The organism is Micromonospora sp. NPDC005553 (assembly GCF_042871765.1).
Lineage (GTDB): Bacteria > Actinomycetota > Actinomycetes > Mycobacteriales > Micromonosporaceae > Micromonospora.
In genome coordinates this window covers 77,752-103,102 of the sequence record NZ_JBIAJD010000008.1, presented here as the reverse complement: position 1 = coordinate 103,102, position 25,351 = coordinate 77,752, and the positions used below count along the sequence as shown (strand labels likewise).

At 72.5% G+C, this 25,351-nt stretch carries 25 protein-coding genes, 1 pseudogene and 1 riboswitch; of the genes and pseudogenes, 8 read left to right on the top strand and 18 right to left on the bottom strand.

Going from position 1 to position 25,351, the window contains the following annotated elements; genetic code table 11:
* Window positions 1–147: 147 nt before the first annotated feature.
* Window positions 148–612 (top strand): SRPBCC family protein, encoded by a 465-nt coding sequence (locus ACFYPG_RS29035; protein WP_355008806.1) that lies wholly within the window; start codon window positions 148–150, stop codon window positions 610–612.
* A 124-nt stretch (window positions 613–736) separates the two neighbouring features.
* Here the strand turns inward: ACFYPG_RS29035 and ACFYPG_RS29030 are convergent, their stop codons facing one another.
* The 5 genes from ACFYPG_RS29030 to ACFYPG_RS29010 form a co-directional block, all read right to left on the bottom strand.
* Window positions 737–1,237 (bottom strand): hypothetical protein, encoded by a 501-nt coding sequence (locus ACFYPG_RS29030; RefSeq protein ID WP_387354481.1) that lies wholly within the window; start codon window positions 1,235–1,237, stop codon window positions 737–739.
* Between the two features lie 140 nt (window positions 1,238–1,377).
* Entirely contained in the window at window positions 1,378–2,442 is a 1,065-nt protein-coding gene (locus ACFYPG_RS29025; RefSeq protein WP_387354480.1) for a coiled-coil domain-containing protein, read from the bottom strand.
* A 5-nt stretch (window positions 2,443–2,447) separates the two neighbouring features.
* A riboswitch (cyclic di-AMP (ydaO/yuaA leader) is annotated at window positions 2,448–2,579 on the bottom strand.
* Between the two features lie 118 nt (window positions 2,580–2,697).
* Window positions 2,698–3,615: a cation diffusion facilitator family transporter gene (locus tag ACFYPG_RS29020; RefSeq protein WP_355008808.1), complete on the bottom strand. Its 918-nt coding sequence runs from the start codon at window positions 3,613–3,615 to the stop codon at window positions 2,698–2,700.
* A gap of 106 nt (window positions 3,616–3,721) precedes the next feature.
* On the bottom strand, window positions 3,722–5,839 hold the full coding sequence (locus tag ACFYPG_RS29015) for a HelD family protein (RefSeq protein ID WP_387354479.1): 2,118 nt from the start codon (window positions 5,837–5,839) through the stop codon (window positions 3,722–3,724).
* 107 nt (window positions 5,840–5,946) lie between these two features.
* The gene (locus ACFYPG_RS29010; RefSeq protein WP_387354478.1) at window positions 5,947–6,918 is read right to left on the bottom strand and encodes an alpha/beta fold hydrolase; all 972 of its coding nucleotides are present in this window, start codon (window positions 6,916–6,918) and stop codon (window positions 5,947–5,949) included.
* Window positions 6,919–7,087: 169 nt separating this feature from the next.
* On the opposite strand from ACFYPG_RS29010, the gene ACFYPG_RS29005 reads away from it, so the two are divergent.
* Entirely contained in the window at window positions 7,088–7,711 is a 624-nt protein-coding gene (locus tag ACFYPG_RS29005) for a carbonic anhydrase (protein WP_387354565.1), read from the top strand.
* 191 nt (window positions 7,712–7,902) lie between these two features.
* Here the strand turns inward: ACFYPG_RS29005 and ACFYPG_RS29000 are convergent, their stop codons facing one another.
* Window positions 7,903–8,232, bottom strand: a complete 330-nt coding sequence (locus ACFYPG_RS29000; RefSeq protein WP_354942397.1) for a hypothetical protein — start codon at window positions 8,230–8,232, stop codon at window positions 7,903–7,905.
* A 308-nt stretch (window positions 8,233–8,540) separates the two neighbouring features.
* Here ACFYPG_RS29000 and ACFYPG_RS28995 point away from each other — a divergent pair, with 308 nt between their 5' ends.
* Window positions 8,541–9,032 carry a DUF3145 domain-containing protein gene (locus ACFYPG_RS28995; protein ID WP_091409261.1) on the top strand — a complete coding sequence of 164 codons (492 nt, stop codon included), beginning with the start codon at window positions 8,541–8,543 and terminating at the stop codon, window positions 9,030–9,032.
* Window positions 9,033–9,119: 87 nt separating this feature from the next.
* Window positions 9,120–10,856 carry a glycoside hydrolase family 3 protein gene (locus ACFYPG_RS28990; RefSeq protein ID WP_387354477.1) on the top strand — a complete coding sequence of 579 codons (1,737 nt, stop codon included), beginning with the start codon at window positions 9,120–9,122 and terminating at the stop codon, window positions 10,854–10,856.
* 16 nt (window positions 10,857–10,872) lie between these two features.
* On the opposite strand, the gene ACFYPG_RS28985 is transcribed toward ACFYPG_RS28990, so the two are convergent.
* On the bottom strand, window positions 10,873–11,541 hold the full coding sequence (locus ACFYPG_RS28985) for a lipoprotein (protein WP_387354476.1): 669 nt from the start codon (window positions 11,539–11,541) through the stop codon (window positions 10,873–10,875).
* A gap of 132 nt (window positions 11,542–11,673) precedes the next feature.
* Here ACFYPG_RS28985 and ACFYPG_RS28980 point away from each other — a divergent pair, with 132 nt between their 5' ends.
* Window positions 11,674–11,892, top strand: coding sequence for a hypothetical protein (locus ACFYPG_RS28980; RefSeq protein WP_355008813.1), 219 nt, complete (start codon window positions 11,674–11,676; stop codon window positions 11,890–11,892).
* A gap of 50 nt (window positions 11,893–11,942) precedes the next feature.
* Here ACFYPG_RS28980 and fabF read toward each other — a convergent pair whose 3' ends face one another.
* From fabF to ACFYPG_RS28945, 7 genes and pseudogenes are all read right to left on the bottom strand, one after another.
* On the bottom strand, window positions 11,943–13,169 hold the full coding sequence (gene fabF, locus ACFYPG_RS28975; protein WP_124855678.1) for a beta-ketoacyl-ACP synthase II: 1,227 nt from the start codon (window positions 13,167–13,169) through the stop codon (window positions 11,943–11,945).
* Between the two features lie 2 nt (window positions 13,170–13,171).
* On the bottom strand, window positions 13,172–13,411 hold the full coding sequence (locus ACFYPG_RS28970) for an acyl carrier protein (protein ID WP_030330276.1): 240 nt from the start codon (window positions 13,409–13,411) through the stop codon (window positions 13,172–13,174).
* Between the two features lie 85 nt (window positions 13,412–13,496).
* On the bottom strand, window positions 13,497–14,441 hold the full coding sequence (locus tag ACFYPG_RS28965; RefSeq protein WP_355008814.1) for a beta-ketoacyl-ACP synthase III: 945 nt from the start codon (window positions 14,439–14,441) through the stop codon (window positions 13,497–13,499).
* A 5-nt stretch (window positions 14,442–14,446) separates the two neighbouring features.
* A pseudogene (locus ACFYPG_RS28960) lies at window positions 14,447–15,364 on the bottom strand (ACP S-malonyltransferase); the annotation flags it as partial.
* A gap of 78 nt (window positions 15,365–15,442) precedes the next feature.
* A complete protein-coding gene (locus ACFYPG_RS28955) occupies window positions 15,443–16,771 on the bottom strand; it encodes a PucR family transcriptional regulator (protein WP_387354475.1) in 1,329 nt (442 codons plus the stop codon).
* 9 nt (window positions 16,772–16,780) lie between these two features.
* On the bottom strand, window positions 16,781–17,482 hold the full coding sequence (locus tag ACFYPG_RS28950; RefSeq protein WP_387354474.1) for a response regulator: 702 nt from the start codon (window positions 17,480–17,482) through the stop codon (window positions 16,781–16,783).
* Window positions 17,479–18,663, bottom strand: a complete 1,185-nt coding sequence (locus tag ACFYPG_RS28945; protein ID WP_387354473.1) for a sensor histidine kinase — start codon at window positions 18,661–18,663, stop codon at window positions 17,479–17,481. Before ACFYPG_RS28945 ends, ACFYPG_RS28950 begins: the two co-directional genes overlap by 4 nt.
* A gap of 66 nt (window positions 18,664–18,729) precedes the next feature.
* Here ACFYPG_RS28945 and ACFYPG_RS28940 point away from each other — a divergent pair, with 66 nt between their 5' ends.
* Window positions 18,730–18,936 (top strand): hypothetical protein, encoded by a 207-nt coding sequence (locus ACFYPG_RS28940; RefSeq protein WP_355008818.1) that lies wholly within the window; start codon window positions 18,730–18,732, stop codon window positions 18,934–18,936.
* Window positions 18,937–19,090: 154 nt separating this feature from the next.
* Window positions 19,091–19,402, top strand: coding sequence for a hypothetical protein (locus ACFYPG_RS28935; RefSeq protein ID WP_357259914.1), 312 nt, complete (start codon window positions 19,091–19,093; stop codon window positions 19,400–19,402).
* 112 nt (window positions 19,403–19,514) lie between these two features.
* Here the strand turns inward: ACFYPG_RS28935 and ACFYPG_RS28930 are convergent, their stop codons facing one another.
* Complete coding sequence (locus ACFYPG_RS28930) at window positions 19,515–20,165, bottom strand: hypothetical protein (protein WP_387354472.1); 651 nt, start codon at window positions 20,163–20,165, stop codon at window positions 19,515–19,517.
* Between the two features lie 253 nt (window positions 20,166–20,418).
* Between ACFYPG_RS28930 and ACFYPG_RS28925 the strand changes: the two genes are divergently transcribed.
* Complete coding sequence (locus ACFYPG_RS28925; protein WP_387354471.1) at window positions 20,419–21,036, top strand: copper resistance protein CopC; 618 nt, start codon at window positions 20,419–20,421, stop codon at window positions 21,034–21,036.
* A 175-nt stretch (window positions 21,037–21,211) separates the two neighbouring features.
* On the opposite strand, the gene gltX is transcribed toward ACFYPG_RS28925, so the two are convergent.
* The 3 genes from gltX to ACFYPG_RS28910 are packed head-to-tail and all read right to left on the bottom strand — an operon-like array spanning window position 21,212 to window position 25,298.
* The gene (gltX, locus tag ACFYPG_RS28920; RefSeq protein WP_387354470.1) at window positions 21,212–22,621 is read right to left on the bottom strand and encodes a glutamate--tRNA ligase; all 1,410 of its coding nucleotides are present in this window, start codon (window positions 22,619–22,621) and stop codon (window positions 21,212–21,214) included.
* Window positions 22,622–22,674: 53 nt separating this feature from the next.
* Window positions 22,675–23,952, bottom strand: coding sequence for an MFS transporter (locus tag ACFYPG_RS28915; protein ID WP_387354469.1), 1,278 nt, complete (start codon window positions 23,950–23,952; stop codon window positions 22,675–22,677).
* Complete coding sequence (locus tag ACFYPG_RS28910; protein WP_387354468.1) at window positions 23,949–25,298, bottom strand: GH1 family beta-glucosidase; 1,350 nt, start codon at window positions 25,296–25,298, stop codon at window positions 23,949–23,951. The genes ACFYPG_RS28915 and ACFYPG_RS28910 overlap by 4 nt, the downstream gene beginning before the upstream one ends.
* Between the last annotated feature and the right edge of the window lie 53 nt (window positions 25,299–25,351).

Genomic DNA, 25,351 nt, shown 5'->3' with positions numbered 1-25,351 from the left:
GATTTCGTACTAACCGACCTTAATGGCGCAGGTGGTGGCAGGTCGTCGCATCGGCCCGGTCCGGCGCGGCGCTGAGGGTCCGTGGGGCGTTGCCAGCCAGACATCGGTACGGGACGATCGGGCGACCAGACGACGGCGGGAGACGGTGTGCTCAGCAGCGATACCTTCAGCTACACCGTCCAGGCCCGGTGCTCACCCGCCGAGGCGGCAGCGTTGCTCAGCGACCTGACCCGGCAGGGCGAGCTGCATCCGCTGATCGTGCGGGTTCGCCGGGTACCGCCCCGGCCCGGTGCCCAGGCGAGCTACACGATCAACGACCGGTTGGCGGCCGGTCCGCTGCGCTTCCGGACCACCTACCACGCGGACGTGCTGATCAGCGAGGCCGACGAGATCGTCATGGTGGCCCGCCAGTGGCCGGCCACCACTGTGCGGAACCACACCCGACTACGCGCCGAGCCGGACGGCCTGACCCGCATCGACGTCGAGATCACCCTGACCGCGCCGAGGCCCCTGTTCCGCTACGCGTTCCGCCAGGCCCAGGCCGCTCACCTCGCCCTCGCCACCCGACTGGGCGCCGCCCTGGACCGCACCAACAACACCCCGCCCCCCTGACCCGCCCCTGGCGCGCCGATCTTGCAGTTTCGGCTGTCGATATCAGTGGGATGAACCCATATGTCGGCGCAGTAACTGCAAGATCGCGGGCGTGCGGGGTGTGCGGGGCGGGGCGTGGGGTGCGTTAGGTCGGGGTTGGCGCGCTGTTGCGGGTCGGGCGGGTGATGGGACGTCGGCCCCACGGCTTGTAGGTGGAGAGCACTGTCGCGATGACCATCAGGCTGGTCGACACCGCCGGTGCGATGACCAGGTCGGCGCGATCGCGGGCGGGCAGGGCGGCGCCGACCGCTCCGGCGTGACGCAGATTCGGGGTGAGCAGGAACAGCACCAGCCCGACCATCACCGTGGTGAGCACGAGCTTGACCAGCACCCACCGGTGGCGCAGCAGGCCCCATGGGGTGAGCAGCGAACTGGCGACTCCGATCAACCACACCAGGACGCTCAGCGGCGCGAACAGCACCGTGCCGACCAGGGCCGTGACCGGATAGACCACCGCCGGATCGGCACCCCGCTGAACGGCGACGCCGAGGGTGAGCAGCACCAGGTCGGCGCCGAGCCAGCCGAGCGAGGTGACGAGGTGCAGGGTGAGCAGCGCCTTGCGGGTGGTGGGTCGGATCCGAGGCATACCGCGATGCTGCCCGCCGGCCACAGCCGGGTCGTCCGACGAGCGACGACATCAGGGGTACGCCCGGTGACGTAGCCCGGCCCCTGACGCCGTGATGCCTGTGAGCCATCCAGTGGCTCACAGGCATCACGACGAGTGGGTCAGTAGACCGACAGGTGTACGTGGTTGGTGTGGTCGCTGGACGGGTCGCCGCCCGCCCCGCTGTACGACTTCCACCCGCTGCTGGGCAGCCAGATCTGCCTGTACCAGATCACGTAGAGCACGGCGAGCCGGTCCGCGTTGCGGATGAAGTACGCGGCCAGGTTGTTGCCGTACGTCTTGTCGCCGCCGGTGGCGTCGCCGCCGAAGCCGTTCTTCTGCGCCGCGAAGTCGCAGGCCCGGCCCTTCGGGTGTTCACCCGAGCCGCTGGGGCGGTGGCACGAGACGTACCGGGTGAATCCCGCGGCCTTGGCCTGATTGAGCGCGTGCAGGGTGCGCGGGGTGATGCAGCCGTTGGCCGGCGTGGGGTCGTTGACGCTGCACGACTCGGAGGGCCAGGAGCCGTCGGAGTTGCGTGGCGCGGCCTTCGCGTTGGCGCTGGAGGTGCCGCGGTTGGAGCCGGCGTCGGCGGTGGTCTGCGGCTTGGGCGTGGTGGCCACGGTCAGGGCCCGTTCGGCCTGCTCCTTGCGCTTGGCCATCACCGCGACCTGCTTGCGCTGTTCGTTGATCTCGCCGTCCAGGGCGACCCGGGTGCGGTTGGCCTTGTCCTTGGTGTCCAGCAGGTCGCGCAGCACCCGGTCCTCGTTGGCCGCCACCGCGTCCAGCGCGGCGGCCCGGTCCATGAAGCCTTCCGGGGTGTTGCTGTTGAGCAGCGCCGACACCGCACCGAGCCGGCCGGTGCGGTAGGCGACCTCGGCGATCTCGCCGACCTTGCCGTTGCGCTGGTCGATCTCGACCTCGATGGTCTCCAGCTGGGTGCCGAGCTGCTTCTGCCGTTGCACTGAGGTGTCCAGGGCGCGCTTCGCGTCCAGGTAGCCCTTGCTGGCCGCATCGAGCTGGGCCCGCAACGCCGGGGTGCCGCCCTCCTCGTCGGAGTCGGGTGCGGCGGCTCGCAGGCCGGTCGGGGGAGCGGCCGAGGCGGTGCCGGCCGGAAGCGCGACGCCGAGGGCGAACATCGCGACGATCAGGGCCGCCAGTCGGGCGGCGGGTGGTCGTGCTGGTGCCACTGCGCATGTCCTTCCGTCAGCCGCCGACCGGGTTAGCTGACGGGTTCGGGACGGAAGATCCCTACCGCTGACGCGGATACACCCCAGGAACATGGTTCCCCGGTTCGCCCAGGTGGGCGATTAGGCGGCGACCGCCACCGGCGCCGGGAGGGCGCCGCCTGGTGACGGCCGGGACCGAGCCTACCGGTGCGGGTGGGGCCGCTGCAGCCGATGTGACGGACGGTGCGTGCGTCAACACGGAAATCGACGAACCGGTCACCATTCGATGGAGCCGCAGGCTCCAGAAGCGGCGCCAGGCTCGATCTGCAAGGTCGCGTGTTCGATGCGGAAGTCGTCGTGCAGGGCCGTACGTGCCGCGGTGAGCACCGCGCCGACCTCCGCGCCCGGTGCCATGGTCAGGTGGGCGGAGGCCACCTCCATGCCCGAGGTGAGCGTCCAGACGTGCAGGTCGTGCACCTCGACGACACCGGGGACGGCGGCGAGCCGGTCGTGCACGGCGGTCACCTGGAGGTGCTCCGGGGCGGCCTGCACCAGGATGCGGATGGCGGCGCGGGCCAGCCGCCAGGTGCGCGGCAGGATGAACACGCCGATGGCGACCGCGACCAGAGGGTCGGCCCACCACCAGTCGGTGACGGTGATGAGCAGCGCCGCGCCGATGACGCCGACCGAGCCGAGCAGGTCACCGAGCACCTCCAGGTAGGCGCCCTGGAGGTTGATGCTCTCCTTGGCTCCGGCGCGCAGCAGCGCGAATGCGGCGATGTTCGCCAGCAGGCCGAGCACGGCCACCACGAGCATCGGGCCGGCGATGACCTCATGCGGGTCACCGAAGCGGCGGATCGCCTCGACCACCACGTAGATCGCGACGCCGGAGAGCAGGACGGCGTTGGCCAGCGCGGCGAGCACCTCGAGCCGGTAGAGCCCGAAGGTGCGCTGCGGGTCGCCGGTGGCCCGCCGGGTTGCCGTGATGGCGGCGAGCGCCATCCCGATGCCGAGCACGTCGGTGAACATGTGCCCGGCGTCGGAGAGCAGGGCGAGCGAGCCGGTGTGCAGTGCGACCACCGCTTCGACCACCATCAAGGTGGCGAGCAACCCGAACGCCGCCCAGAGTCGACCTCGGTGCTGGTGTGCGGCATTGGCGACGGACCCATGGTGGTGGTCATGACCTGCGCCCACGAGAACCACCTTCCGCCGCTGGTCGGGACCTGGTCAAATGTATGCTCACATCGCTATGTATGCAAGTGTACGGGCAGGGCGTTCCGCCGGCGGCAGTCCGCACACGTCAGCCGGTCGGGTCGATGGTGGTGAGACGCTGGGTGGCCCGGGAGAGCGCCACGTACAGGGTGCGCACCCCGGCGCCCGGATCCGCCCGGATCTCGCTCGGGGCGACCAGCACCACCCCGTCGTACTCCATGCCCTTGGCCTCCAGGCTGGTCACCACCTGCAACCTGGGCGCGCCGAGCGCGCCCAGCCAACCGGCGACCTCGTCCCGGCGGGGGACCGGCGTGATCACCCCGACCGTGCCCTCCACCTCGGCCAGCAGGCCGGCGGCGGCCTCCACGGTCGCGGTCTCCAAGCCCGTCGGGGGCACCACCAGCTCCACCGGCTCGACCCCGGTGGAGCGGACGGCGGTCGGCAGCGGCAGGTCCGGGTAGAGCCGCCGGATCTCCGCCGCCGCCACCGCGAAGATCTCCGCCGAGTTCCGGTAGTTGGTGGTGAGCGTGAAGTCGTGTCGCTTACGCCGGCCCAGCGCCTGGTCGCGGGCCCGGGTCAGCTCCTCCGGATCGCCGGTCCACGCGGTCTGCGCGGGGTCGCCCACGACGGTCCAGGAGGCCAGTCGGCCGCGTCGACCGATCATCCGCCACTGCATCGGCGAGACGTCCTGTGCCTCGTCCACCACCACGTGCGCGTAGTCCCGGTAGTCCTCCGGGCGCTCCCGGGCCGCCGCGCGGGCGGCCCGTTGCCGTTCACCGAGGGTGCTCAGCTCACGGACGCCGCCGGCGAGCTGGAACGGGTCGCGTCGCGCGCGGGCCGGCTGCGCGGGCTTGCCGAGCAGCGCGTCCAACTCGTCCAGCAGTGCCACGTCGGCGATGGTCAGCCCGGCCGAGTCCAGGTTCCGGTACGCGGCGTTGAGCAGCCGGATCTCCGCCGAGGAGAGGATCCCGCTGGCGTACCGGCGCAGCCGATCCGGCTGCGCCAGCCAGCCGAGGACGTGCCGGGGGTGCAGCCGAGGCCACCACGCCTTGAGGAACTCCCGGAACTCCGACCGCTCGGCGATCTCCGCCTCGAAGGCCGGTTGCTCCGGCAGCCGACCGCTGCTCAGCTCACGGGCCTGCGCCCAGAGCGCGGCGAACACCCCGTCGAAACCGGCCCGGCGCACCTCGTTGCGCCGTGCCCCGCGTTGCAGCGCACGGTCCCGGACCCGGTCCAGCGCGACCCGGTCCAACCGCAGCAGCGTGCCCCGGTAGAGCAGCCGCAGCTCACCCGGGCCGCCTGGCACCGCGTCGCGGGCCGCCCGCTCCAGCACCCGACGCATCCGCAGCGAGCCCTTCACCGCCGCCACCTCGGGCGGGTCGGGGCGGGTGGCTGTCATCCCCGGGAAGAGGGTGCCCAACGAGTGCAGGGTCGCGGTGTCCTCACCGAGCGACGGCAGCACGGAGCCGATGTACTCGACGAACACCGACGACGGGCCGACCACCAGGATGCCGCCGCCGGCGTAGCGGCTGCGGTCGGAGTAGAGCAGGAACGCGGCCCGGTGCAGGGCGACAGCGGTCTTGCCGGTGCCGGGGCCGCCCGCGACGATCGTCACCCCGGAGCCGGGCGAGCGGATCGCCTCGTCCTGCTCCCGCTGGATGGTCGCCACGATGTCGCGCATGCCCCGGCCGGTGGCCTTGGACAGGGTGGCCAGCAACGCGCCGTCACCGACGACCGTCATCCCCTCGGGGGCGTCGGTCGGGTCCAGCAACTCGTCCTCGATCCGGGTCACCCGCTCGGCGCGGGACTGGATCGTGCGCCGCCGCACCACGTCCAGCGCTTGCGCCGGGGTGGCCTGGTAGAAGGCGGCGGCGGCGGGCGCGCGCCAGTCGACGACAAGCGTGACGGCGTTCTCGTCGCGGATCCCCAGCCGCCCGACGTGCAGCACCTGACGGTCGCGCAGGTCCAGCCGGCCGAAGACCAGCCCCTCGTGCTCGGCGTCCAGGGTGTGCCGCCGCTGCGCCGCGTGGAAGACCATCGCGTCGCGCTCGACCAGGGCGCCGTGCGTGCCCACCCGGGCCATCCGGTAGCCGTCACGCTCGGCGCGTACGGCCGACTGCCGCAGCTCGGCCAGTCGGGCGTACACCCGGTCGAGGTGTCGTTGCTCGACGGCGATCTCCTGCTCGAGGCCGGTCTGGTCGGTCAACGCACGCTCCTTCAGAGGTCGCCGGCAGGCGGCGAAAACCGCGCGGGCCAACCGAGAAGAGTACGGCCCTGGGCCCGACCCGCCGCGCCCGAGGTGCGCGAACGTGCTCAGGCACCCGTCTCGGCGGGGGCCGCGCCACGGTGAGCCGGCGACGACGCGCCGAGGTGGGCCGGCGGCGATTCGGCGAGCGCCCGTCGTACGACGCCGGTCAGCGCGGCGTTGACCTCGTCCGGACGCTCCATCATCAGCATGTGCCCGGCGCCCGGGCAGACGGTCAGCTCGGTGGCCGGCAGAGCCGCCGCGATCGACTCGGCGCACGGCGGTGGGGTCAGCCGGTCCCGGTCGCCGACCAGGGCGGCGGCCGGCAGGTGGGCCAACGCGGCGAGGGTGTCCAGGCGGTGCTGGGTGCCGATGGAGGCGCGGAACCCGCCGATCGAACGCAGCGAGGCCCGGGCCACCGCCGACGTCACCAGGCGGATGTCGGCCGGCTCGCAGCGGTCACCGAAGAGCATCCACCGGATGCTCGGTCGCAGCGCGTTCAGCAGTGCCCGGGGAGCACGCCACGAGCCACACCGGGCCAGCACACCGGCGCCGGTCGTCTCGGCCAGCCGGATCAACCGGGCGATCCGCGGCGAGAGCCCGTAGACGGTGTGCGTGTGCCCCTCGGCGGTGGTCGAGACGAAGACCAGGCCGGCGGTACGGGCGGCGAAGTGTGCGGGGTGGCGGTGGGCGTACTCCATGATCGTCATGCCGCCCATCGAGTGCCCTACCAGCACCACCGGGCCGGTCGGCGCGACCGCGTCGATGACCGCGGCCAGGTCGTCACCCAACTGGGCCAGGGTGGCAGTGGGCAGCGCCATGCAGCTGGATCGGCCGTGCCCCCGCGCGTCGTAGGCGACCACCCGCACCGCATCGCCGAACTGCGGCGCGGTGAGCGCCTCGACCTGCCGGTGCCAGGCGCGCCCGTCCAGCGTCCAGCCGTGCAGCAGGATGGCGGTGACCTGGGCGTCCGTCGGACCCGTCGCCTCGACGTTGAGCCGTACACCGTCCGGCAGGCCGACCTCGAACCGCTCCGGCATCGCCACCTCCCCAGGGCCGCCCAGTATCACCAGCACCGGGATACCCGGCGGTAACACCGGCTACCCGCCATGACACCACGCCAATCGCGCCGTGGCGAACATTCCCGACCTCGCCCGTGCCGGACGGCGGCGGACCAAGCTGGACGGCATGGGGTCGTCGGGAGCGCCCATGGGTGCGACGTCGGGGCAGGGGCGGCAGGCCGGCGGTACGCCCCGCGCCGCCCTGGCCGACCTGCTCGCCGGCAATCGGCGGTTCGTCAGCGGCCAGCCGGTGCACGGGCACGACGTCACGGCCGCCGCCGCGGCCTCCGGCGACCAGCAGCCGTACGCGGTGGTGCTGGGCTGCATCGACTCCCGGGTGCCCTTGGAGGCGATCTTCGACCAGACCTTCGGCGCGATCTGCGTGATCCGCACCGGGGGGCACGTGCTCGATCGCGCGGTCTGCGGCTCGATCGAGTACGTGGTCGGCCAGCTCGGCGTACCGCTGGTGATGGTCCTCGGCCACGAGCGGTGTGGCGCGGTGCAGGCCACGGTAGAGGCGCTGCGCATCGGCCAGCGTCCCGGCGGGTCGCTGGCGCACCTGGTGGACGAGATCGCGCCGGCGGTCACCGAGGCGGGGATCGACGATCCGGCGGTGCTGCCGCTGGCGATCCGCCGGCACGTCCGGCGTACGGTGCGCACCCTGCGCCAGGACGATCTGCTGGCCGGGCCGGTGGCCACCGGCCGGGTGGCAGTGGTCGGCGGCCTCTACGACCTGGCCACCGGGGAGGTCGCCCTGCTCGATCCAGGCTGACCTGCCCTGGCCCGAGGACCGTCCCCGCCGCCGCCCGCGTCGATCATGGAGTTATGGTGGGTGACAAACCGGCCTGGATGACTCCAAGCCGGGCACCACAACTCCATGATCGACGAAGTCGATCCTCGCGCACGCGAAACCGCCCGCCGGGAACTCCCGGCGGGCGGTTCGTTGGTGCGGTGGGGGAGGGCTCAGCCCTCGAAGACGCCGGCCGCGACCAGGCGCTTCTCGGTGGCCTCCCAGCCGTCACCCGGGTGGGTGGTAGCCAGGTTGTTGATCTCCGCCCGGATCTTGGCGGCGTGGCCGGCGGCGGCCAGAACGCGGATCTCCTCGACGAAGGCGTCGGAGTCCGTGCGCAGGTGCGCGGTCTTGCCGTTGGTCAGGTTCCGCACGTAGGCGTGCTTGCCGCCGTTGAGCGGGATGAGGTACTTGAACTCGCCCAGCACGCTGAGGGCGCCACCCTGGCCAGCCTGGCCGGCCCGGACTGACGCGCGCGCGGTCTTAGAGGTGTTGCTCGCCACGGAGGTACTCCTTGCAAGACGTACGGGAGGACTAGACGTCCGGGGGCTGTGTGCGGGTCGTACGTGACTCGGCCCGCGAAGGTGTAACGCGGCATAAGCCGCCGGTGGAACTGTACAGGACCACGACATCATGCTGGTCGTCGCGGTGTCCTGAGAGGCAACGGCGACCACCCGTCCGGCTATTCCACCCGGCGTTTTTTCCGATTCCCTGGCGCACCACCTGTCACAGGAGTCATCATGTGTTGCAGCAGCCACCTGGGTGGACGAGGTCGTAGGGGAAGACGCACCTCGCTCTCCGGGAGGTCACCGTGCCAACGCGTGGCGTCGTATACGTCCACTCGACCCCGCTCGCCGTGTGCTCACACGTCGAGTGGGCGATCGCGCGCGTCCTAGCCGCGCCGGTCAACCTGCAGTGGACGGCTCAGCCCGTCGACCCCGGCGCACGCCGGGCCGAGTGCGGGTGGACCGGTCGTCCGGGGACGGGCGCCGAGCTGGCCGCTGCCCTACGGCAGTGGCCCATGATCCGTTTCGAGGTCACCGAGGAGCCGAGTCCCGGCGCCGACGGTGAGCGCTTCATGTACGTGCCAGCCCGTGGCCTGTTCCGGGCGACGGTCGGCGTGGCCGGCGACATCCAGCTCGGCGAGGACCGGCTCCGGGCGCTGATGGCGGCCTCCCGGGCCCCCGAGGCCCTGGCGCACGCCCTCGACAAGGCGCTCGGCACGGCATGGGACGCTGACCTGGAGCCCTACCGGTACGCCGGCGACGGCGCCCCGGTGACCTTGCTCACTCGGGTCGGCTGACCCGGCCGGCGGGCCGCTGGCCGTACGCCCTCGCGCCGGTGACGACCGGTAAGGTCAAGTTGCCCCGATAAGGGAGAAGCTGGTGGGATGGGCGACGTGTCGAATCGCCCGTGGCGCGCCAGTGTCGCTGTCGCCGCCCTGACCGCCCTGCTCGTCTCCGGCTGCTCAGGTGACCCGGAGCGCCCCACGCCGACGCCCAGCCCCGTCGGGACGTCGGCGGGCCCGAGCGTCCCGCCCGCGCCGCCGGCCAGCGACCCCGCCGGCCGCGCCGCCGCGCTGGTGGCGACGCTGTCCGACGAAGACCTGGTCGGCCAGGTGCTGATGCCGTACGCCTACGGCGACTCGGCGACGAAGGTCTCCGCCGGTTCGGCGGCCGGCAACCAGGCCCTCGCCGGGGTGGACACCCCCGCCGAAATGATCGCCAAGTACCGACTGGGTGGCCTGATCCTGGTCGGCTTCAGCGCCGACGACCCGACCAAGGGCAACCAGGAAACCACGAACGTCGACAACCCCAAGCAGGTCCACGAGCTCACCACCGGGCTGCGCAGCGCCGCCGGTCGGCTCGCCGCCGGTTCGGCGCCGCTGCTCATCGGCACCGACCAGGAGTACGGGGTCGTCACCCGCGTGACCGACGGTGTCACGGTGCTGCCCAGCGCCCTCGCGGCCGGCGCGGCCGGTGACCCGAAGCTCACCGAGGCCGCCTGGCGGGCCGCCGGCGCCGAGCTGGCCGCGATGGGCATCAACATCGACTTCGCCCCGGTGGCCGACGTGCTGGCCACCCGCAGCACAGTGATCGGCTCCCGGTCCTACGGCTCCGACCCGAAGCAGGCCGCCGCGCAGGTGGGCGGCGCGGTCCGTGGCCTCCAGGCGGTCGGGGTCGCGGCCACCCTGAAGCACTTCCCCGGGCACGGCCACAGCGCCGACGACTCGCACAAGGACCTTCCGGTGCTGACCCAGTCCGCGGCGGCGTTGCAGAGCGGCGCGTGGCCGCCGTTCACCGCCGGAATGGACGCGGGCGCGATGGCCGTGATGTCCGGTCACCTGGACGCGCGCGCGATCGACCCGGGGACCCCGGCGACGTTCTCGCACAAGCTGCTCACCGACGTCCTGCGCGGCCAACTCGGCTTCAAGGGCGTAGTGATCACCGACGGGATGAACATGCCGCCCGCGATGCGCTGGGCTCCCGGCGAGGCGGCGGTCCGGGCGCTCAACGCCGGTAACGACCTCATCCTGATGACCCCGAACGTCGGTCAGGCGTACGACGGGCTGCTCGCCGCGCTGCGCGGCGGGTCGCTGCCCCGGACCCGGCTGGTCGACGCGGTCACCCGGGTGCTGACGATGAAGTTCCAGCTCGCCGAGCTGCCGGCGGCGCAGATGTCCACGCTCAACACCCCGGCACACCGGGCGGCGGCCGACGCGCTGGCCGCTGCCGCCGTCACCGTGCTGCGTGGCGCCTGCGGAGGAGCGGTACGCGGGCCGGTCACCGTCACCTCGTCCGGCGGTCGGGACGGCACCCGGGCCACCCTCACCGCCGCGTTGACCGCCGCCGGAGTGCAGGTCAAGCCCAGCGGCGGCACTGTCGTGCACCTGGTGGGCTACGGCGACGGCGCCAAGGACCTGAGCCCCGACGCGGCGATCACTGTCGCCATGGACACCCCGTACGTGCTGGCCGATGCGAAGTCACCGAGGCTGCTGGCCACGTACTCGTCGAGCCGGGCATCGATGACCGCCCTGGCCGCTGTGCTCGCCGGCAAGGCCCGGCCGGGCGGCCGGTCCCCGGTGACCGTTCCCGGACTTCCCGCGACGACCTGCGCCAGCAACTGAGCCAACGGGGCCGATCTCAGCCGGCAGGCGTGAGCCCGCGCACCGCGAGCCGGTACGCCGGCAGCACGTCGGTCCGTTCGGTGATCAGGCCCTCGTTGACCGCGAAGACCAGCGTCTGCCCCGCCGACTGAACGGCCAGCGCCCAGTTCCGCGCCGCCTCGTCCTCGGCCAGCGGGCTGGTGGCGAGCCAGGTCGTCTCGGTGGCGTCGAAGCCGCCGGCGCGGAGGTCGCGGAACTGCTGGCCGGTGACCGTCTCGCCGGCTCCGGCGGCGAAGCTCTCCAGCGCGGCGCGCGGAGCGGCAGTCGGCGTGTCCGTCGCCCAGATCCGCAGGAACCCGCCGCCGGCCGGCCGGCCGTCAACCTCGCAACGCACTGTGGTGCCGCCGCGCTTGGTGAGCGCCTCGCCGACCAGCTCGGCCAGCTCACCCTCGGGAGGCTCGACAGCCTTCGCCGTCCACCCGTCGGCCAGCGGAAACGTCACCGGTAGCGGGCAGGGGGAACCAGCGCCACCGGTGGTGCCGCCGGACGCCGCCGGGGTCGTCTCGTCGTACCAGGGTTCGCCAGTGGCCTGTGGGGCCGGGTCGCCAGCCGCGGGCCCGGCGGGAGCGGCGGCGTCGTCGCCGCAGCCGGCCAGCAGGCCGAGGATGAGCGCCGCCGACACGGCGACGCGGGTACGAGCGTCCATTGTGGTGATCCCCGTCAGTCGATCTTCAGTCGGCCCATCTAAGCGGCGCGGTCCCTCGACGTCAATCCGGATCGAGTGCCCGCGACGGAAATCCGGTCGCCTCCGCGCCGATCGGTCTGACAGCCTCACCCCATGGGAGCGGCAGCAGGATTCCGGCACGTACGACGGGCGGACGGCACCGTGGTCATCACCCACCACGGCCGGGTCGCCGGCACGCTGCGTGGCGCTCGGGCCGCCGAGTTCCTGGCCGAGGTCGACGACGACCCGCAGCTGGTGATGGCCCGCTGGACCGGCAACTACCGCCACGGCAACGAGCGCACCGCGAAGCAGCACCCCCGCAACCGGGGCTGAACGACGAAAGGGCCCCTCCTCTCGACGAGGAGGGTCCCTTTCGCGGGATCTCAGGGACGGGCGAAGACGAGCGCCACGTTGTGGCCGCCGAAGCCGAACGCGTTGTTCAACGCGGCCGGGATCTCCATGTGACGGGCCTTGTGCGCGGCGACATCCAGGGTGAGGCCTGGCTCCGGGTCGTCGAGGTTGATCGTCGGAGGGACGACACTGTCGCGGATCGCCAGGATGGTGGCGATCGACTCCAGCGCACCGGCCGCACCGAGCAGGTGACCGGTCATCGACTTCGTCGCGGACAGCACCGGGTGGTCGCCGAGCGCCTTGTGCAGCCCACCGATCTCCAGCATGTCCCCGACCGGGGTCGAGGTGGCGTGCGCGTTGACGTGCACGATGTCCCGCTTCGCCACGTCCGCGTCGGCGATCGCCTTGGCGATGGCCCGGATGGCGCCCTCGCCCTCGGCGTGCGGCTGCACGATGTCGTACGCGTCCGAGGTGATGCCGGCGCCGGCGAGGCGCGCGTACACCCGGGCGCCCCGGGCCGCGGCGTGCTCGGCCCGCTCCAGCACCACGATGCCGGCGCCCTCGCCGAGGACGAAGCCGTCCCGGCCCCGGTCCCATGGGCGGGAGGCCCGCTCCGGGTCGTCGTTGCGGGTCGACATGGCCCGCATCGAGCTGAAGCCGGCGATGGGCAGGGGGTGGATGACCGCCTCGGTGCCGCCGGCCACCACCACGTCGGCCCGGCCGGAGCGGATGATGTCCAGACCGAGGGCGATCGCCTCGGCACCGGTGGCGCAGGCGCTGGCCACCGAGTGCACGCCGGCCTTGGCGCCCAGCTCAAGCCCGACCCAGGCGGCCGGACCGTTCGGCATCAGCATCGGGATGGTGTGCGGGGAGACCCGCCGTGGCCCGGAGGCCTCCAGGATGTCGTCCTGGGCGAGCAGCGTGGTGGCACCACCGATGCCGGAGCCGACACTGACGGCCAACCGCTCCCCGTCGAGGTCGGAGCCGGCGAGGCCGGCGTCCGCCCAGGCCTGCTGCGCCGCGATGATCGCGATCGCCTCGGAACGGTCCAGGCGGCGCAGGCGGACCCGGTCCAGCACCTCGGACGGCTCCACGGCCAGCTGGGCGGCGATCCGGACCGGCAGTTGCTCGGCCCACTCCTGGGTGAGGGCACTCACCCCGGAGCGGCCGGCGAGCATTGCGTCCCAGGTCGACGCGACGTCCCCGCCAAGCGGGGTCGTCGCGCCGAGCCCGGTGACGACGACGTCTGGACGACTCATGATCAGGACTGCGCCGCGATGTAGCTGACAGCGTCGCCGACGGTCTTCAGGTTCTGCACCTCGTTGTCCGGGATCTTGACGCCGAACTTCTCCTCGGCCGCGACCACTACCTCAACCATGGAGAGCGAGTCGACGTCGAGGTCGTCGGTGAAGGACTTCCCCTCGGCCACGTCGTCCGGGTTCACCCCGGCAACCTCTTCGAGGATCTCGGCGAGGCCGGTGGTGATCTCGTCACGGGTCATTGCGGTTGGTTCCTTTCATCGGGGTTCTCCGGCGGCCGGCGTCGCCGACCGCCAATCCTGGACGCGTACGCGCCCGAGGGGGTCATCAGGGGCAGCGGACGACCTGACCGGCGTAGGTCAGGCCACCGCCGAAGCCGAACAGCAGCACCGGTGCACCCGAGGGCACCTCCCGGCGCTCGACCAGCTTGGACAGGGCCAGCGGCACGCTCGCCGCGGAGGTGTTGCCGGACTCGACGATGTCCTTCGCGATGATCGCGTCGGGGATGTTGAGCCGCTTGGCGATGCCGTCGATGATGCGGGCGTTGGCCTGGTGCGGCACGAACGCGGCCAGCTCCGACGGGTCGACCCCGGCCCGCTCGCAGGCCTGTAGCGCGAGCGGCGCGATGGCGGTGGTGGCCCAGCGGAACACCGCCTGCCCCTCCTGCTGGATGTACGGGCGCCAGCCCTCGATGCGGACCGCGTCGCTCTTGTCCGGCACCGAACCCCAGACGACCGGGCCGATGCCGGTCGGCTCGTCGTCGGCGGTGGCGGAGACCACCGCGGCACCGGCCCCGTCGGCGAAGATGATGCAGGTGGAGCGGTCGGTCCAGTCGGTGAAGTCGGACAGCTTCTCCGCGCCGATGACGATCGCGTTGCGCGACGCCCCGGCCCGGATGGCGTGGTCGACGGTGCCCAGCGCGTACGCGAAGCCCGAGCAGGCGGTGTTGAGGTCGAACGCGCCCGGCGCGGTGATGCCCAGCTTGCCGGCGACCCGGCAGGCCACGTTGGGGCTGCGGTCGATGGAGGAGCAGGTGGCGACCACGACCAGGTCGATGTCGGCGGCGGTCAGGCCCGAGTTGGCCAGTGCCTTGCCGGCAGCCGCGGCGGCCATGTCGGCGACCGTCTCGGTGTCGGCGATCCGCCGGCTGACGATGCCGACCCGGTCGCGGATCCACTCGTCGTTGGTGTCGACGAGCTGGGCGATGTCGTCGTTGGTCACCACCCGGGAGGGCTGGTAGTGCCCCATCGAGACGATGCGACTGCCAGTCATGAACGGCCTCCGATACGGGCGATCAGGTCCCGTGCGGCCGGCAGGTCGTCCGGGGTGTTGAGGGTGACGATCTCCGGGGCGCCGTCGCCCTTGAGTTCCCGCTTGACCAGGCCGGCGAGGGTGCCGGCCGGGGGTAGTTCGATCACGCCGGTGACCCCGAGGTCGGCCAGCGTACGCATGCACAGGTCCCAGCGCACCGGCGCGGTGACCTGACGAACGAGGCGCTGCACCATTGCCGCGCCGTCGTCGACAGCGGTGCCGTCGAGGTTCGACAGCAGGGTGCGGGCCGGGTTCGCCGGGGTGATCCCGGCGGCTTCAGCGGCGAGCGCGGTCTCCGCCGGAGCCATGTACGGGGTGTGGAAGGCGCCGGCCACCTGGAGTCGGATGATCCGGGTCCGGGCGGGCGGCGCGGCGGCGAGCTTGTCGAGCCCGTCCAGGGCGCCCGCGGCGACGATCTGCCCGGCGCCGTTGCGGTTGGCCGGGTAGAGCCCGTTCGCCTCGATCGCGGCGATCACCTCGTCGGGATCACCACCGAGCACCGCGGCCATTCCGGTCGGCTCCAGCGCACACGCGGCGGCCATCTCCCGGCCGCGGACGCCGGCCAGGGTGATCGCGGCGTCGGCCGACAGCACACCGGCCAGGGCGGCGGCACCCAACTCGCCGACGCTGTGGCCGGCGGTGACGGCGACGCCGTCCAGCGGCAGGTGCTCGGCCGCGAGCAACGCCGCGGCAACCAGCAACGGCTGGGTGCGGGCGGTGTCCTTGATCTCGTCGGCGTCGGCGTTGGTGCCCAGGTGCAGCAGGTCGACCCCGGCCAACGCCGACCAGTCGCGCAGTCGCGCCTCAGTGCCGGTCAGGTCGAGCCAGGGGGTCAGGAAGCCGGGTTTCTGAGAACCCTGGCCGGGACTAAGTACGGCGAGCACGTCTATGACTCTCCCGGATAATGGCGGGTAACGCGGTGCCGCCTTCGACCAAACCACACTAGGACCTTTAGAGGTTTCCTACAAAGATCGGCGGGGATCATCCTCGGTTTGGGCGGATTTCCGGGTTGCCGGGGTCATTGTCTGAGTCGGGACCGGCGAGGCCAGCGGGGCGACCGGATCCAACCGACCCACGGTCAGCGCGACCTGAAGGGCGAACGCGTCGCGCGGCGACAGTGGCGAGAACCCGGTCACCTCGGCGATCCGGCGCAACCGGTAGCGCACCGTGTTCGGGTGCACGAACAGCGCCCGGGCCGCGCTCTCCAAGGTGCCACCGGCCGCCAGGAAGGCGTCCAGGGTGGCCAGCAGCTCCCCACCGGCGCGCACCAGCGTCGCGTACACATCGTGACGCAGCCGCCGACGGGCCTCGGTGTCGCCGGCGAGGGCCCGCTCCGGCAGCAGGTCCGCGGCCGGCACCGGCCGGGGCGCGCTCGGCCAGGCCGGTGCGGCCCGAAAGCCGGACAGCGCGGCCCGCGCCGACTCGGTCGCCTCGTCCAGGCTCGGTACGGCGGGACCGACCACCACCGGGCCGTCCCCGAACGCGCTCAGCAGCTTCGCGGTGGCGGTCAGCGGGTCAGGTGCGCCGCCCAGCACGATCACCAGCCGGTCGCCGTGGACGCCGCCGATCACCTCCACGCCGATCCGGCGGGCCTGCCGGTAGACCACGTGCAGCACCGCGGAGACCTCGCCGCCGGGCGACCGACCGACAGCCACCGCCACCGGCGGCGCGTCCGCCCAGCCGAGAGCGGCGGCCCGACTGGCCAGGACGTCCGGCGAGTCACCCCGCAACAGCGCGTCGACGAGCAGCGCCTGCAACCGGGCGTCCCAGGCGCCACGCGACTCGGCGGCCCGCGCGTAGACCCTGGCGGCGGAGAACGCGATCTCCCGGGAGAAGCGCAGCACCGCCTCGCGTAGCTGCTGCTCCTCACCCTCGGCGGCCAGGTGCGACACCTGCTCCTCGACCACGTCGATCGTCACCTTGATCAACGCCACGGTCTGCTGGAGGGTGATCGACCGGGCCAGCGCCTGCGGGGCGGCGGCGAAGACCTCGTCCGAGACCTCCTGGGTGCTGTCCGCGGTGCCGCCGCCCTCGCGCAGCCACTGCACCAGCGACCTCGCGCCCGCCTGCGCCACCAGCATCACCCAGGACCGCTGGTCGGCCGGCAGCGCCCGGAACCAGGGCAGCGTCTCGTCCATCCGGGCCACGCTGGAGGTGGCCAACGCCCCCGCCGATCGTTCGATCCGGCGCAGCGTGGCCGACAGCTCCCCACCGCCCGGCGTACTCACCGCCCTAGCCTGACACGTCGTGAGCAGGTCAACCACGCCGGCACCGGTCCGCCGTGCGCCCAACGGCCCGTCTCACGACTGCGGGGGAGCGGGCAGGCCCACCTCCTGGGCCAGGATGGCGGCCTGCACCCTGCTGCGTAGGTCCAGCTTCGCCAGGATCCGGCTCACATGGGTCTTCGTGGTGCTCTCCGCCAGCACCAGTCGATCGGCGATCTGCTGGTTGGACAGACCCAACCCGAGGCAGGCCAGCACGTCACGCTCACGCGGGGTGAGGGTGGCCAGCGCGGCCCGCGCGTCCGCCGACGCACCCGGCGCGGTGGCCGCGAAGGCGGTGATCAACCGACGGGTCACAGTGGGCGCGATGAAGCCGTCGCCCCGCGCCACCGTCCGCACCGCGCCGACCAGGCCGTCGGCGTCGGTGTCCTTGAGCAGGAACCCGGCCGCCCCGGCCCGCAACGCCCCGAAGACGTACTCGTCCAGGTCGAAGGTGGTGAGCACCAGCACGTCGGCGAGCCCGTCGCTGACGATCGCCCGGGTCGCGGAGATCCCGTCCCGGCGCGGCATCCGCACATCCAGCACCGCCACGTCGGGGCGCAACTCCCGGCACAGGCGCACCGCGGCGTCGCCGTCGGCCGCCTCGCCGACCACCTCGACACCCGCTGAGCTGTTCAGGATCAGGGCCAGTCCGGCCCGTACCGTCGGCTGGTCGTCGGCGAGCACCACCCGTACCGTCGCCGGGCCCGTGTCGTCCGACGGCCGCGCCGGCCCGGTCACCCGCCCTCCCCGGTGGGCAGGGCCGCCCGCACCTGCCAACGGCCGTCGTGCGGCCCGGCGGTGAACCGGCCGGCCAGCAGCGTGGCCCGCTCCCGCATGCCGATCAGCCCGGCCCCGGCGCCCGGCAGCCCGGCCCCGCCCCCACGCACCGGGTTCTCCACAGTCAGCACCACCTCGGCCGGCCGGTACGCGATCGTCAGCTCCGCCTCGCCCGTACCGTGCTTGAGCGCGTTCGTCAGGGACTCCTGCACGATCCGGTACGCGGCGAGGTCCACCCCCACCGGCAACACGCCCGGCGTGCCATCGGTCCGGACCCGCACCGCGAGGCCGGCAGCCCGGACCCGGTCGACCAGTCCGTCCGCCTCGGCCAGTCGCGCGGTGACCACCTCCGGCGCGGCCGGGTCGGCGCTGGTCCCCGGCTCGCGCAGCACCTCGATCATCTGACGCATCTCGGCGAGGCCCTGCACGCTGCTCTCCCGGATCACCCGCAACGCCGACTCCACCTGACCGCGATCCAACCCGGGTACGGAGAGCACAGCGGTGGCGTGGATGGCCACCGCGCTGAGGTGGTTCGCGACCACGTCGTGCAGCTCCCGGGCCATCCGGGCCCGTTCGGCGCTGACCGCCTGCCGACGGTCCAACTCGACCAGCCGGGCGGTCTGCTCGGCCCGCGCCCGCTCGGCGGCGGCCTGATCGCGGTACTGCCGCACGCTGATACCGGTCAGGACCGGCAGGAGGCCGACGAGCACCACCAGCACGCCGATGGCCACCCCGCTCCACTGGTCGGAGAGGATCACGCCGACGACCGCACCGAGCACGCTCAGCCCGATGGTCGCCCGCAGCAGCCACCGCCACAGCCGTGGCGGACCGTAGACACAGGCGTCGTAGAGGACCTGCGTGTAGATCAGGATCGCGCCCAGCGAGCCCCCCAGCGCGATGTCCACCACCACTGCCACGGTGCCGACGGCGAGGCTGGCACGCGGGGCGGCGCGGCGCAGACCCACCGCGACGCACATCGCCAGCAGCGACGGCAGGAACAGGACCGCGGGCACGTCCGGGTGCGGACGGATCTGCGGTTGCCAACCCAGCGTCCACAGCACCAGCCCGCCGGCCAGCGACGCCCCGGCCAGCGCCAGGTCCCGGCCGCGAGTGCCGGAGCCGAGCCACGGTGGCGGACGCATGCCCCGATCCCACCACAGTCGCACCGGGTCGGAGTCCGACCGGGGGAGGAGACCGCCGCCTGCGACATGCGCCGAAAGGGGTACGCGGGCCGCGCCTCCCACGCCCTCTGCGTCATCGACCGGGCTGAGGGCGGGGCGCAGGCGCTCGCTCATCACGGCGTGACACTGCGGGCGCTCTTCGCCCGCGCCGACCTGGAGGCTCACCGCGCCCGCTGCCCGCCGGTCCGCCTCGCCGCCGAACCTCACGGTGAGCGACACGAAAAGAAGCTGTGAACTGCGTAACCGGCGCCCGCGCTCAGCGGCGTCTTCGGGGACCGGCCGGTCCGGACCCCGGGTACGCTGCGCGCGGCCCGTCGGTCCCGGCCAGTACGGTGACAGGGCACCTCGGGGAGCATTCGAGGGTGAAGCGAGCGTGAGGAGACCGGGGATGGCGCACGGGGAGGCCGAGCACGGCTGCGCCCAGGGCGAGCCCTGCCGGCCGGGGCACCACGACCCGCAGGCGGCTGGCAAGCCCCGCCGGCCGGTCGGCGGTGCGCCATCGCACCCGGTGGAGCCGCTGCCGGGGCGCATCGACGACGAGCCCGTGCTGCCGCGTCAGCGCTCTGCCGAGCCCGACTCGGACGTCCCCGCTGGTTGCCTCAGTGAACTTTCCGGCTGGGCCGGGGCACACCGGCACGGCGCGGTCCGGCCGCGTCCACGAGCCACCCGCCGGGAGCGCCCACCGCGCCGCTGGTGCTGAACACCGCGTTCCGCTGCCCGGTCGGCCGACGCACCCGCTGACCAGCGAGTGCGTCGGACCGTCGCGTGTTGTTGCGGGTCAGCGAAAGCGTGACCTCAGCGCGTGCGCCTGCTCAGCGCGTGCGCCTGCGGATCAGCAGGGCGATCCCGGCGAGGCCGACGGTGATGGTCAGCATCACGCCGACGTTGAGCAGCAGCAGGCGTTGCAGGTCGCCGAGCGCCTCGTCGAGGTCCTTCGCCGGGTCGAGCGTGTCCTCCGGGAGAACCCGCTCACCGCCGCCCGCGCCGCCGCTGACCGTGTCGAACTGCCGCTCCAGCGGCGCACCGGCGGTGCGCAGGGTCTCGGACATGCTGAGCCGACCCAGGAACCAGCCGGCGCTGGTCTTACGGCCGTCCGGCTGCTTCGCCGGCCGGAAGACGCGAGGGCCGCCGATCGCCTTGGGGTAGAGGTCGTAGGTCTGCTTCGGCGTCTCGCCGGCGAGCACCACGACGGTGTATTTCGGACCGAGGTTGGCTGCCTTCGGACCGGTCGGCATGCCGGTGCGCGCGAGGAAGTTGACCTGGTCGATGACCGCGCCAACGAGGGCGGGCTCCTTTTCCGCGCGCAACCGCAGCGGTCCGGACAGCCCCGTGCCGGTGATGTCCACTCCGGCGGGTGCCGGCTTCGGCGCCGCCGAGGCCGAGCCGGCGGTGCCAAGCGACAGCAGTGCCACCGCCATCGTGCCCGCCAACACGGCGGCCAACCGCCTCATGTGTCGGAGCATCCCGCCTCCTCGCCCCGTTCGATGGATGGCTTCGTGGTGACGTCTGGACCGATCTGCCGGTGCGGCATCGACCCGGATGGTCGGGTCCACTCCTACAGACTCCGCAGAACGTCGATGAGTTGCAGCTTTTGGAACAGTAATTGGAACTATCTGCGATCTCTGCTCGACTAATGAGGAGCCGTTTGATCAGCGGGCGGATCGTACCCTTACGGAGGGGTTCATGGGGGGCAGGGTTACACGTACGGTGCGGGTCGTGCCAGTGGTGCTCGGCGTGGCGTTCGGTGTGTCGTTTTTGGTGCCGGCGACTCCGGCCGCCGCCCACAACCAGCTGACCGGCAGCAACCCGCGCGACGGCGCCCGCGTGGCGTCGGCACCCGCCCGGGTCGAGCTGCGGTTCCTCGCCAAGCCGTCGCCGACTACGACGAAGATCACAATAACCGGACCGGACAATGTGGTCGCTGGCGGGACTCCCGCCTTCGACGGCAGTCGGGTGCGGGTGCCGTTCAAGCCGGCCGCAGCCGGGCTCTACATCGTCGGCTACCAGCTCGCGTCGTCCGATGGGCACCCGGTGAAGGGCGAGGTGCGGTTCACCCTCACCACCGGCACCGCAGCCGACCCCACTGCCTCGCCGTCGGCCACCGCCGGAACCAACCCGGCGAGCTCGCCGTCGGCTGGCGCGTCGGCCGTCGGCGTACCCTCCGCCGGCTCGCCGTCGGCGGCACCTGGCAGCCCGACGGCCTCCCCGGCGCCGGCCGCCTCGGAGCAGTCCGACTCCGGCAGTCGCTGGTGGATCTGGGCTCTCGGCGGCCTGCTGCTGCTCGCCGCACTCGCGGCCGGCCTCGTGTTCCGCCGCCAGCGACGAGCTCGGTAACCCTCTGATCCTCGCCGCTCCCGGTGGGCAGGCAGGCGTACGCATCATCCTTTGCTCTGCACCCGCGGATGCGACGGCAACGGTCGGTGACCGGTGCAGATCGGGGTGCAGAGCAAAGTCAAAGCGATGCTGAGGTACGCCGGCGACGCTCTCCTGACGAGTGGACGGGCGACAGTCAGACGAGGCGCAGGCGGGCGGCGCGCATCCGGGTCAGGGTGCGCTCGCGGCCGAGCACCTCCAGCGACTCGAACAGCGGCAGACCCACTGTGCGACCGGTGACCGCGACCCGGACCGGCGCCTGCGTCTTGCCGAGCTTGAGGCCCCGCTCGGCGCCGACCGCCTCCAGCGTCGACTTCAACGACTCGGCGTCCCAGGACTCCAGCGCCTCGAACGCCGCGACGGCGTCGTCCAGCAGCTCGGCGGAACCGTCCTTCATCGTCTTGGTCCAGGCGGCCTCGTCGATCAGCGGTGAGGCCAGGAAGAGGAAGTCGACGTTCGGCACGATCTCGCTGAGCACCGCGATCCGCGTCTGGGCCAGCGGCGCCACGGCGGCGAACGCGTCGGCGTCGAACTCCTCCGGCTGCCACGGCGGCGGCGCGATGGTCCCGGTGCCGGTCAGCCACGGCTGGCAGGCGTCGATGAACTCGGTCACCGGCAGCGCGCGAATGTACTCGCCGTTGAACGCGCGCAGCTTCTTCTCGTCGAAGAACGCCGAGGAGAGGTTGACCTCGTCCAGCCGGAACTCGTCCTCGATGACCGACCAGGGAACGATCTCCCGGTCGCCGGAGGGAGCCCAGCCGAGCAGCATGAGGTAGTTGCGCATCGCGCCGGCCAGGTAACCCTCGTCGCGGTACGCCTCCAGGGCAACCTTGTCCCGGCGCTTGGAGAGCTTCTGCCGCTTCTCGTTGACCACCACCGGCACGTGTGCCCAGATCGGCGGCTTGACCCCGAGGGCTTCCCAGAGCAGCTGCTGCTTGGGGGTGTTGGGCAGGTGCTCCTCGGCCCGGATCACGTGGGTGATCCCCATCGTCATGTCGTCGACGACGTTGGCCAGCAGGAAGACCGGCGAGCCGTCACCGCGGGCGATGACGAAGTCCTCGATGAGCTTGTTCTCGAACGTGGGCTCACCACGGATCAGGTCGACCACCACTGTCGCGCCCTCGTCGGGCGTACGGAAGCGCAGGGCGTGCCCGGGGCCGGGGCCGAGGCCACGGTCGCGGTGGTAGCCGTCGTAGCCCTGGTACTGCGAGCCGGTGCGGGCCTGCACGTCCTCGCGGGTGCAGTCGCAGTAGTAGGCGCGGCCCGACTCGTGCAGGCGCGCGGCGGCAACCCGGTGCTCCCCGGCGTTGGCCGACTGGAAGTACGGGCCCTCGTAGCTGCCCCGGGAGATCCCGATCCAGTCCAGCGCGGAGAGGATGCCCTCGGTCCACTCGGGCTTGTTGCGCGCCGCGTCGGTGTCCTCGATGCGCAGCACGAACACGCCGCCCTGCTGCTTGGCGTAGATCCAGTTCTGCAGCGCCGAGCGGGCGCCGCCGACGTGGAACATACCGGTCGGGGAAGGGGCGAAGCGCACACGTACTGTCACGTCCCCCAGCCTACGGCGGTCCGCGACTGCAATCCGCCACCGCCCCCCACGGCTCAGGGGACCGAGCGGATCTTGACGACCAGCGCGCTGCCGAGCAGGGTGACCACGGCGGTGACCGCGTAGAGCGTGGGATAGCCGCCCAGGTACACCACGAGCGGGGCGGAGAGCGCCGGGCCGAGCACCTGCGGCGCCGAGTTGGCGATGTTGATGACGCCCAGGTCCTTGGCCCGGTCGGTGGCCCGGGGCAGCACCTGGGTGATCAACGCGGCGTCCACCGAGAGGTAGACGCCGTAGCCGGCGCCGAGCAGCAGCGCCGCGACGATCGCCATCGGCCAGACCGGCGCGACCGCGAGCAGCAGCGCCGCCACCGCCATGATCAGCCCGGAGACGATCACGTAGATCTTGCGGCGGCCGGAACGGTCGGACAGCCGGCCGGCGACCACAGCTGTCAGCATCATCCCGAGCGTGTAGAGCAGGATCAGCACCAGCAGGCCGCCCTCGGGGTCGGGGTGGCGCACCCCGTCGCTGAGGAAGTACAGCAGGTAGAGGGTGCCCAGGGCGTTGCCCAACTGGACCAGGAAGCGGGTGATCCAGGCCCAGGCGAAATCCGGGTGCCGGCGGGGGCTGATCCACATCGAGGCCAGCAGCGCCCGCGTCCGGATCGCCGGCCGATGGGTACGTGGTAGCGGTTCGTCGGGGGTGAGCAGCGCGAACGGCAGCGACAGCAGCAGGACGGCCACGGCGATGGCCAGGTAGCCGGCGGCGTTGCCGGTGACCACTGCGGTGACCAGCACCGCGCCGAGCACCAACCCGAGCGCCTGCGGGATGCCCACCCACCCCGAGACGCCGCCGCGCTGCCGCACCGGGACCCGGTCGGGGATGGCGGCGCTGAGGCTGGCCAGCATCGCGTTGAAGCAGACCTGCGCGGCGACCCAGCCGAGGGCGACGCCGAGGATGGTCCGCTGCTGGGCCAGCAGCACCAGGGCCGCCGCGCCGAGCACGGCCCCGCCCGCCGTCCAGACGTGCCGACGGCCGAACTCGCGGCCGGCGATGCGCAGGCAGGTCCGGTCGGAGAGCGCGCCAGCCAAGGGGTTGGCCAGCACCGCGGCCAACGCGCCGAGGCCGGTGACCACGGCCAGCATGTTCTCCTTGTCGCCGGGCGCGATCTGCTCGATCTGCTGCGGCAGCAGCACCTGGATGGGCGTGAAGAACGCCATCCACACGCCGAGGTTGGCCGCGAAGATCAAGCCGATCCAGCTGCGCCGCACCGGCACCGTCGGCTCGGCGAGCGCCGCCGGCAGCGACGCCGTCGTCGGGTCGAGGGTGGTCACCGCGCCGACCCCGGCCGGCTGGCCGCGATCACGTCCCGCAACCAGGTGTACGACGACTTCGGCGTACGGGTCTGGGTGGGGTAGTCGACGTGCACCAGACCGAAGCGCTTGGTGAACCCCTCGGCCCACTCCCAGTTGTCCAGCAGCGACCAGACGAAGTACCCGCGGACGTCCACCCCGTCGTCGATGGCGGCCCGGACCGCCCGCAGGTGCCCGTCGAGGTACGCGATCCGTTCCGGGTCGGCCACCTGCCCGTCGGCGTCGGGCTCGTCGTCGTACGCGCAGCCGCTCTCGGTGATCTCGATGGGCGGCAGCGCGTCGCCGTAGGTGTCGCGGAGCCAGCCGAGCAGCTCGTGCAGCCCGTCGGGGTCCACCGGCCAGTCGAAGGCGGTACGCGGGTAGCCGTCCAGCGGCACGAGGTCGAACGGCAGGGGTGAACCCTCCTCGGCCGCCCGTACACCGGTGGGGTTGTAGTAGTTGACCCCGAGCACGTCGATCGGCGCGGCGATCGTGTCGAGGTCGCCGGGGTGGACGACGCTCGGGTCCAGGCCGGGCAGCTCCGGGTAGCCGCGGCCGAGCAGCGGGTCGGTGAAGAGCCGGTTGTGCAGCGCCTCGTACGCGGCCCCGGCGGCCCGGTCGGCGTCGCGGTCGCCGAGCACCCGCACCGGCGAGTAGTTGTTGGCGATCGCCACCGGGCTGGCGGTGTGGGTCCGCAGCGCGGCGACCGCGAGCCCGTGCCCGAGCAGTTGGTGGTGGGCGACCGGGAAGGCGTCGAACAGCAGCATCCGGCCGGGGGCGTGCACACCCATGCCGTAGCCGAGGCTCATGTGGATGAACGGCTCGTTGAGGGTGATCCAGAGTCGGACCCGGTCGCCGAGGCGAGCGGCGGTCTTCTCGGCGTACTCGGCGAAGCGGGCGGCGGTGTCGCGGTGCATCCAGCCGCCGGCGTCTTCGAGGGGTTGCGGCAGGTCCCAGTGGTAGAGGGTGGCCACCGGGTCGACGCCGACGGCCAGCAACTCGTCCACCAGGCGGTCGTAGAAGTCCAGGCCGGCCGGGTTGGCCGGGCCGGCGCCGGTGGGCTGGACCCGGGGCCAGGCGATGGAGAACCGGTACGCGGAGACGCCCAGGCCGGCCAGCAGCGCCACGTCCTCGGTGTGTCGGTGGTAGTGGTCGCAGGCCACCTCGCCGCTGCTGCCGTCGCTGATCCGCCCGGGGGAGCGCGCGAAGGTGTCCCAGATGGACGGAGCTCGGCCGTCGGCGGTGGTGGCGCCCTCGATCTGGTGGGCCGATGTGGAGACGCCCCAGCGGAAGCCGGTGGGGAACTGGGGCATCGGTGCGGTCGACATGCGCCCTCCCGGTCAACGTGAAACGTGTTCGGGACTTTAAAGCGCTCTCGATG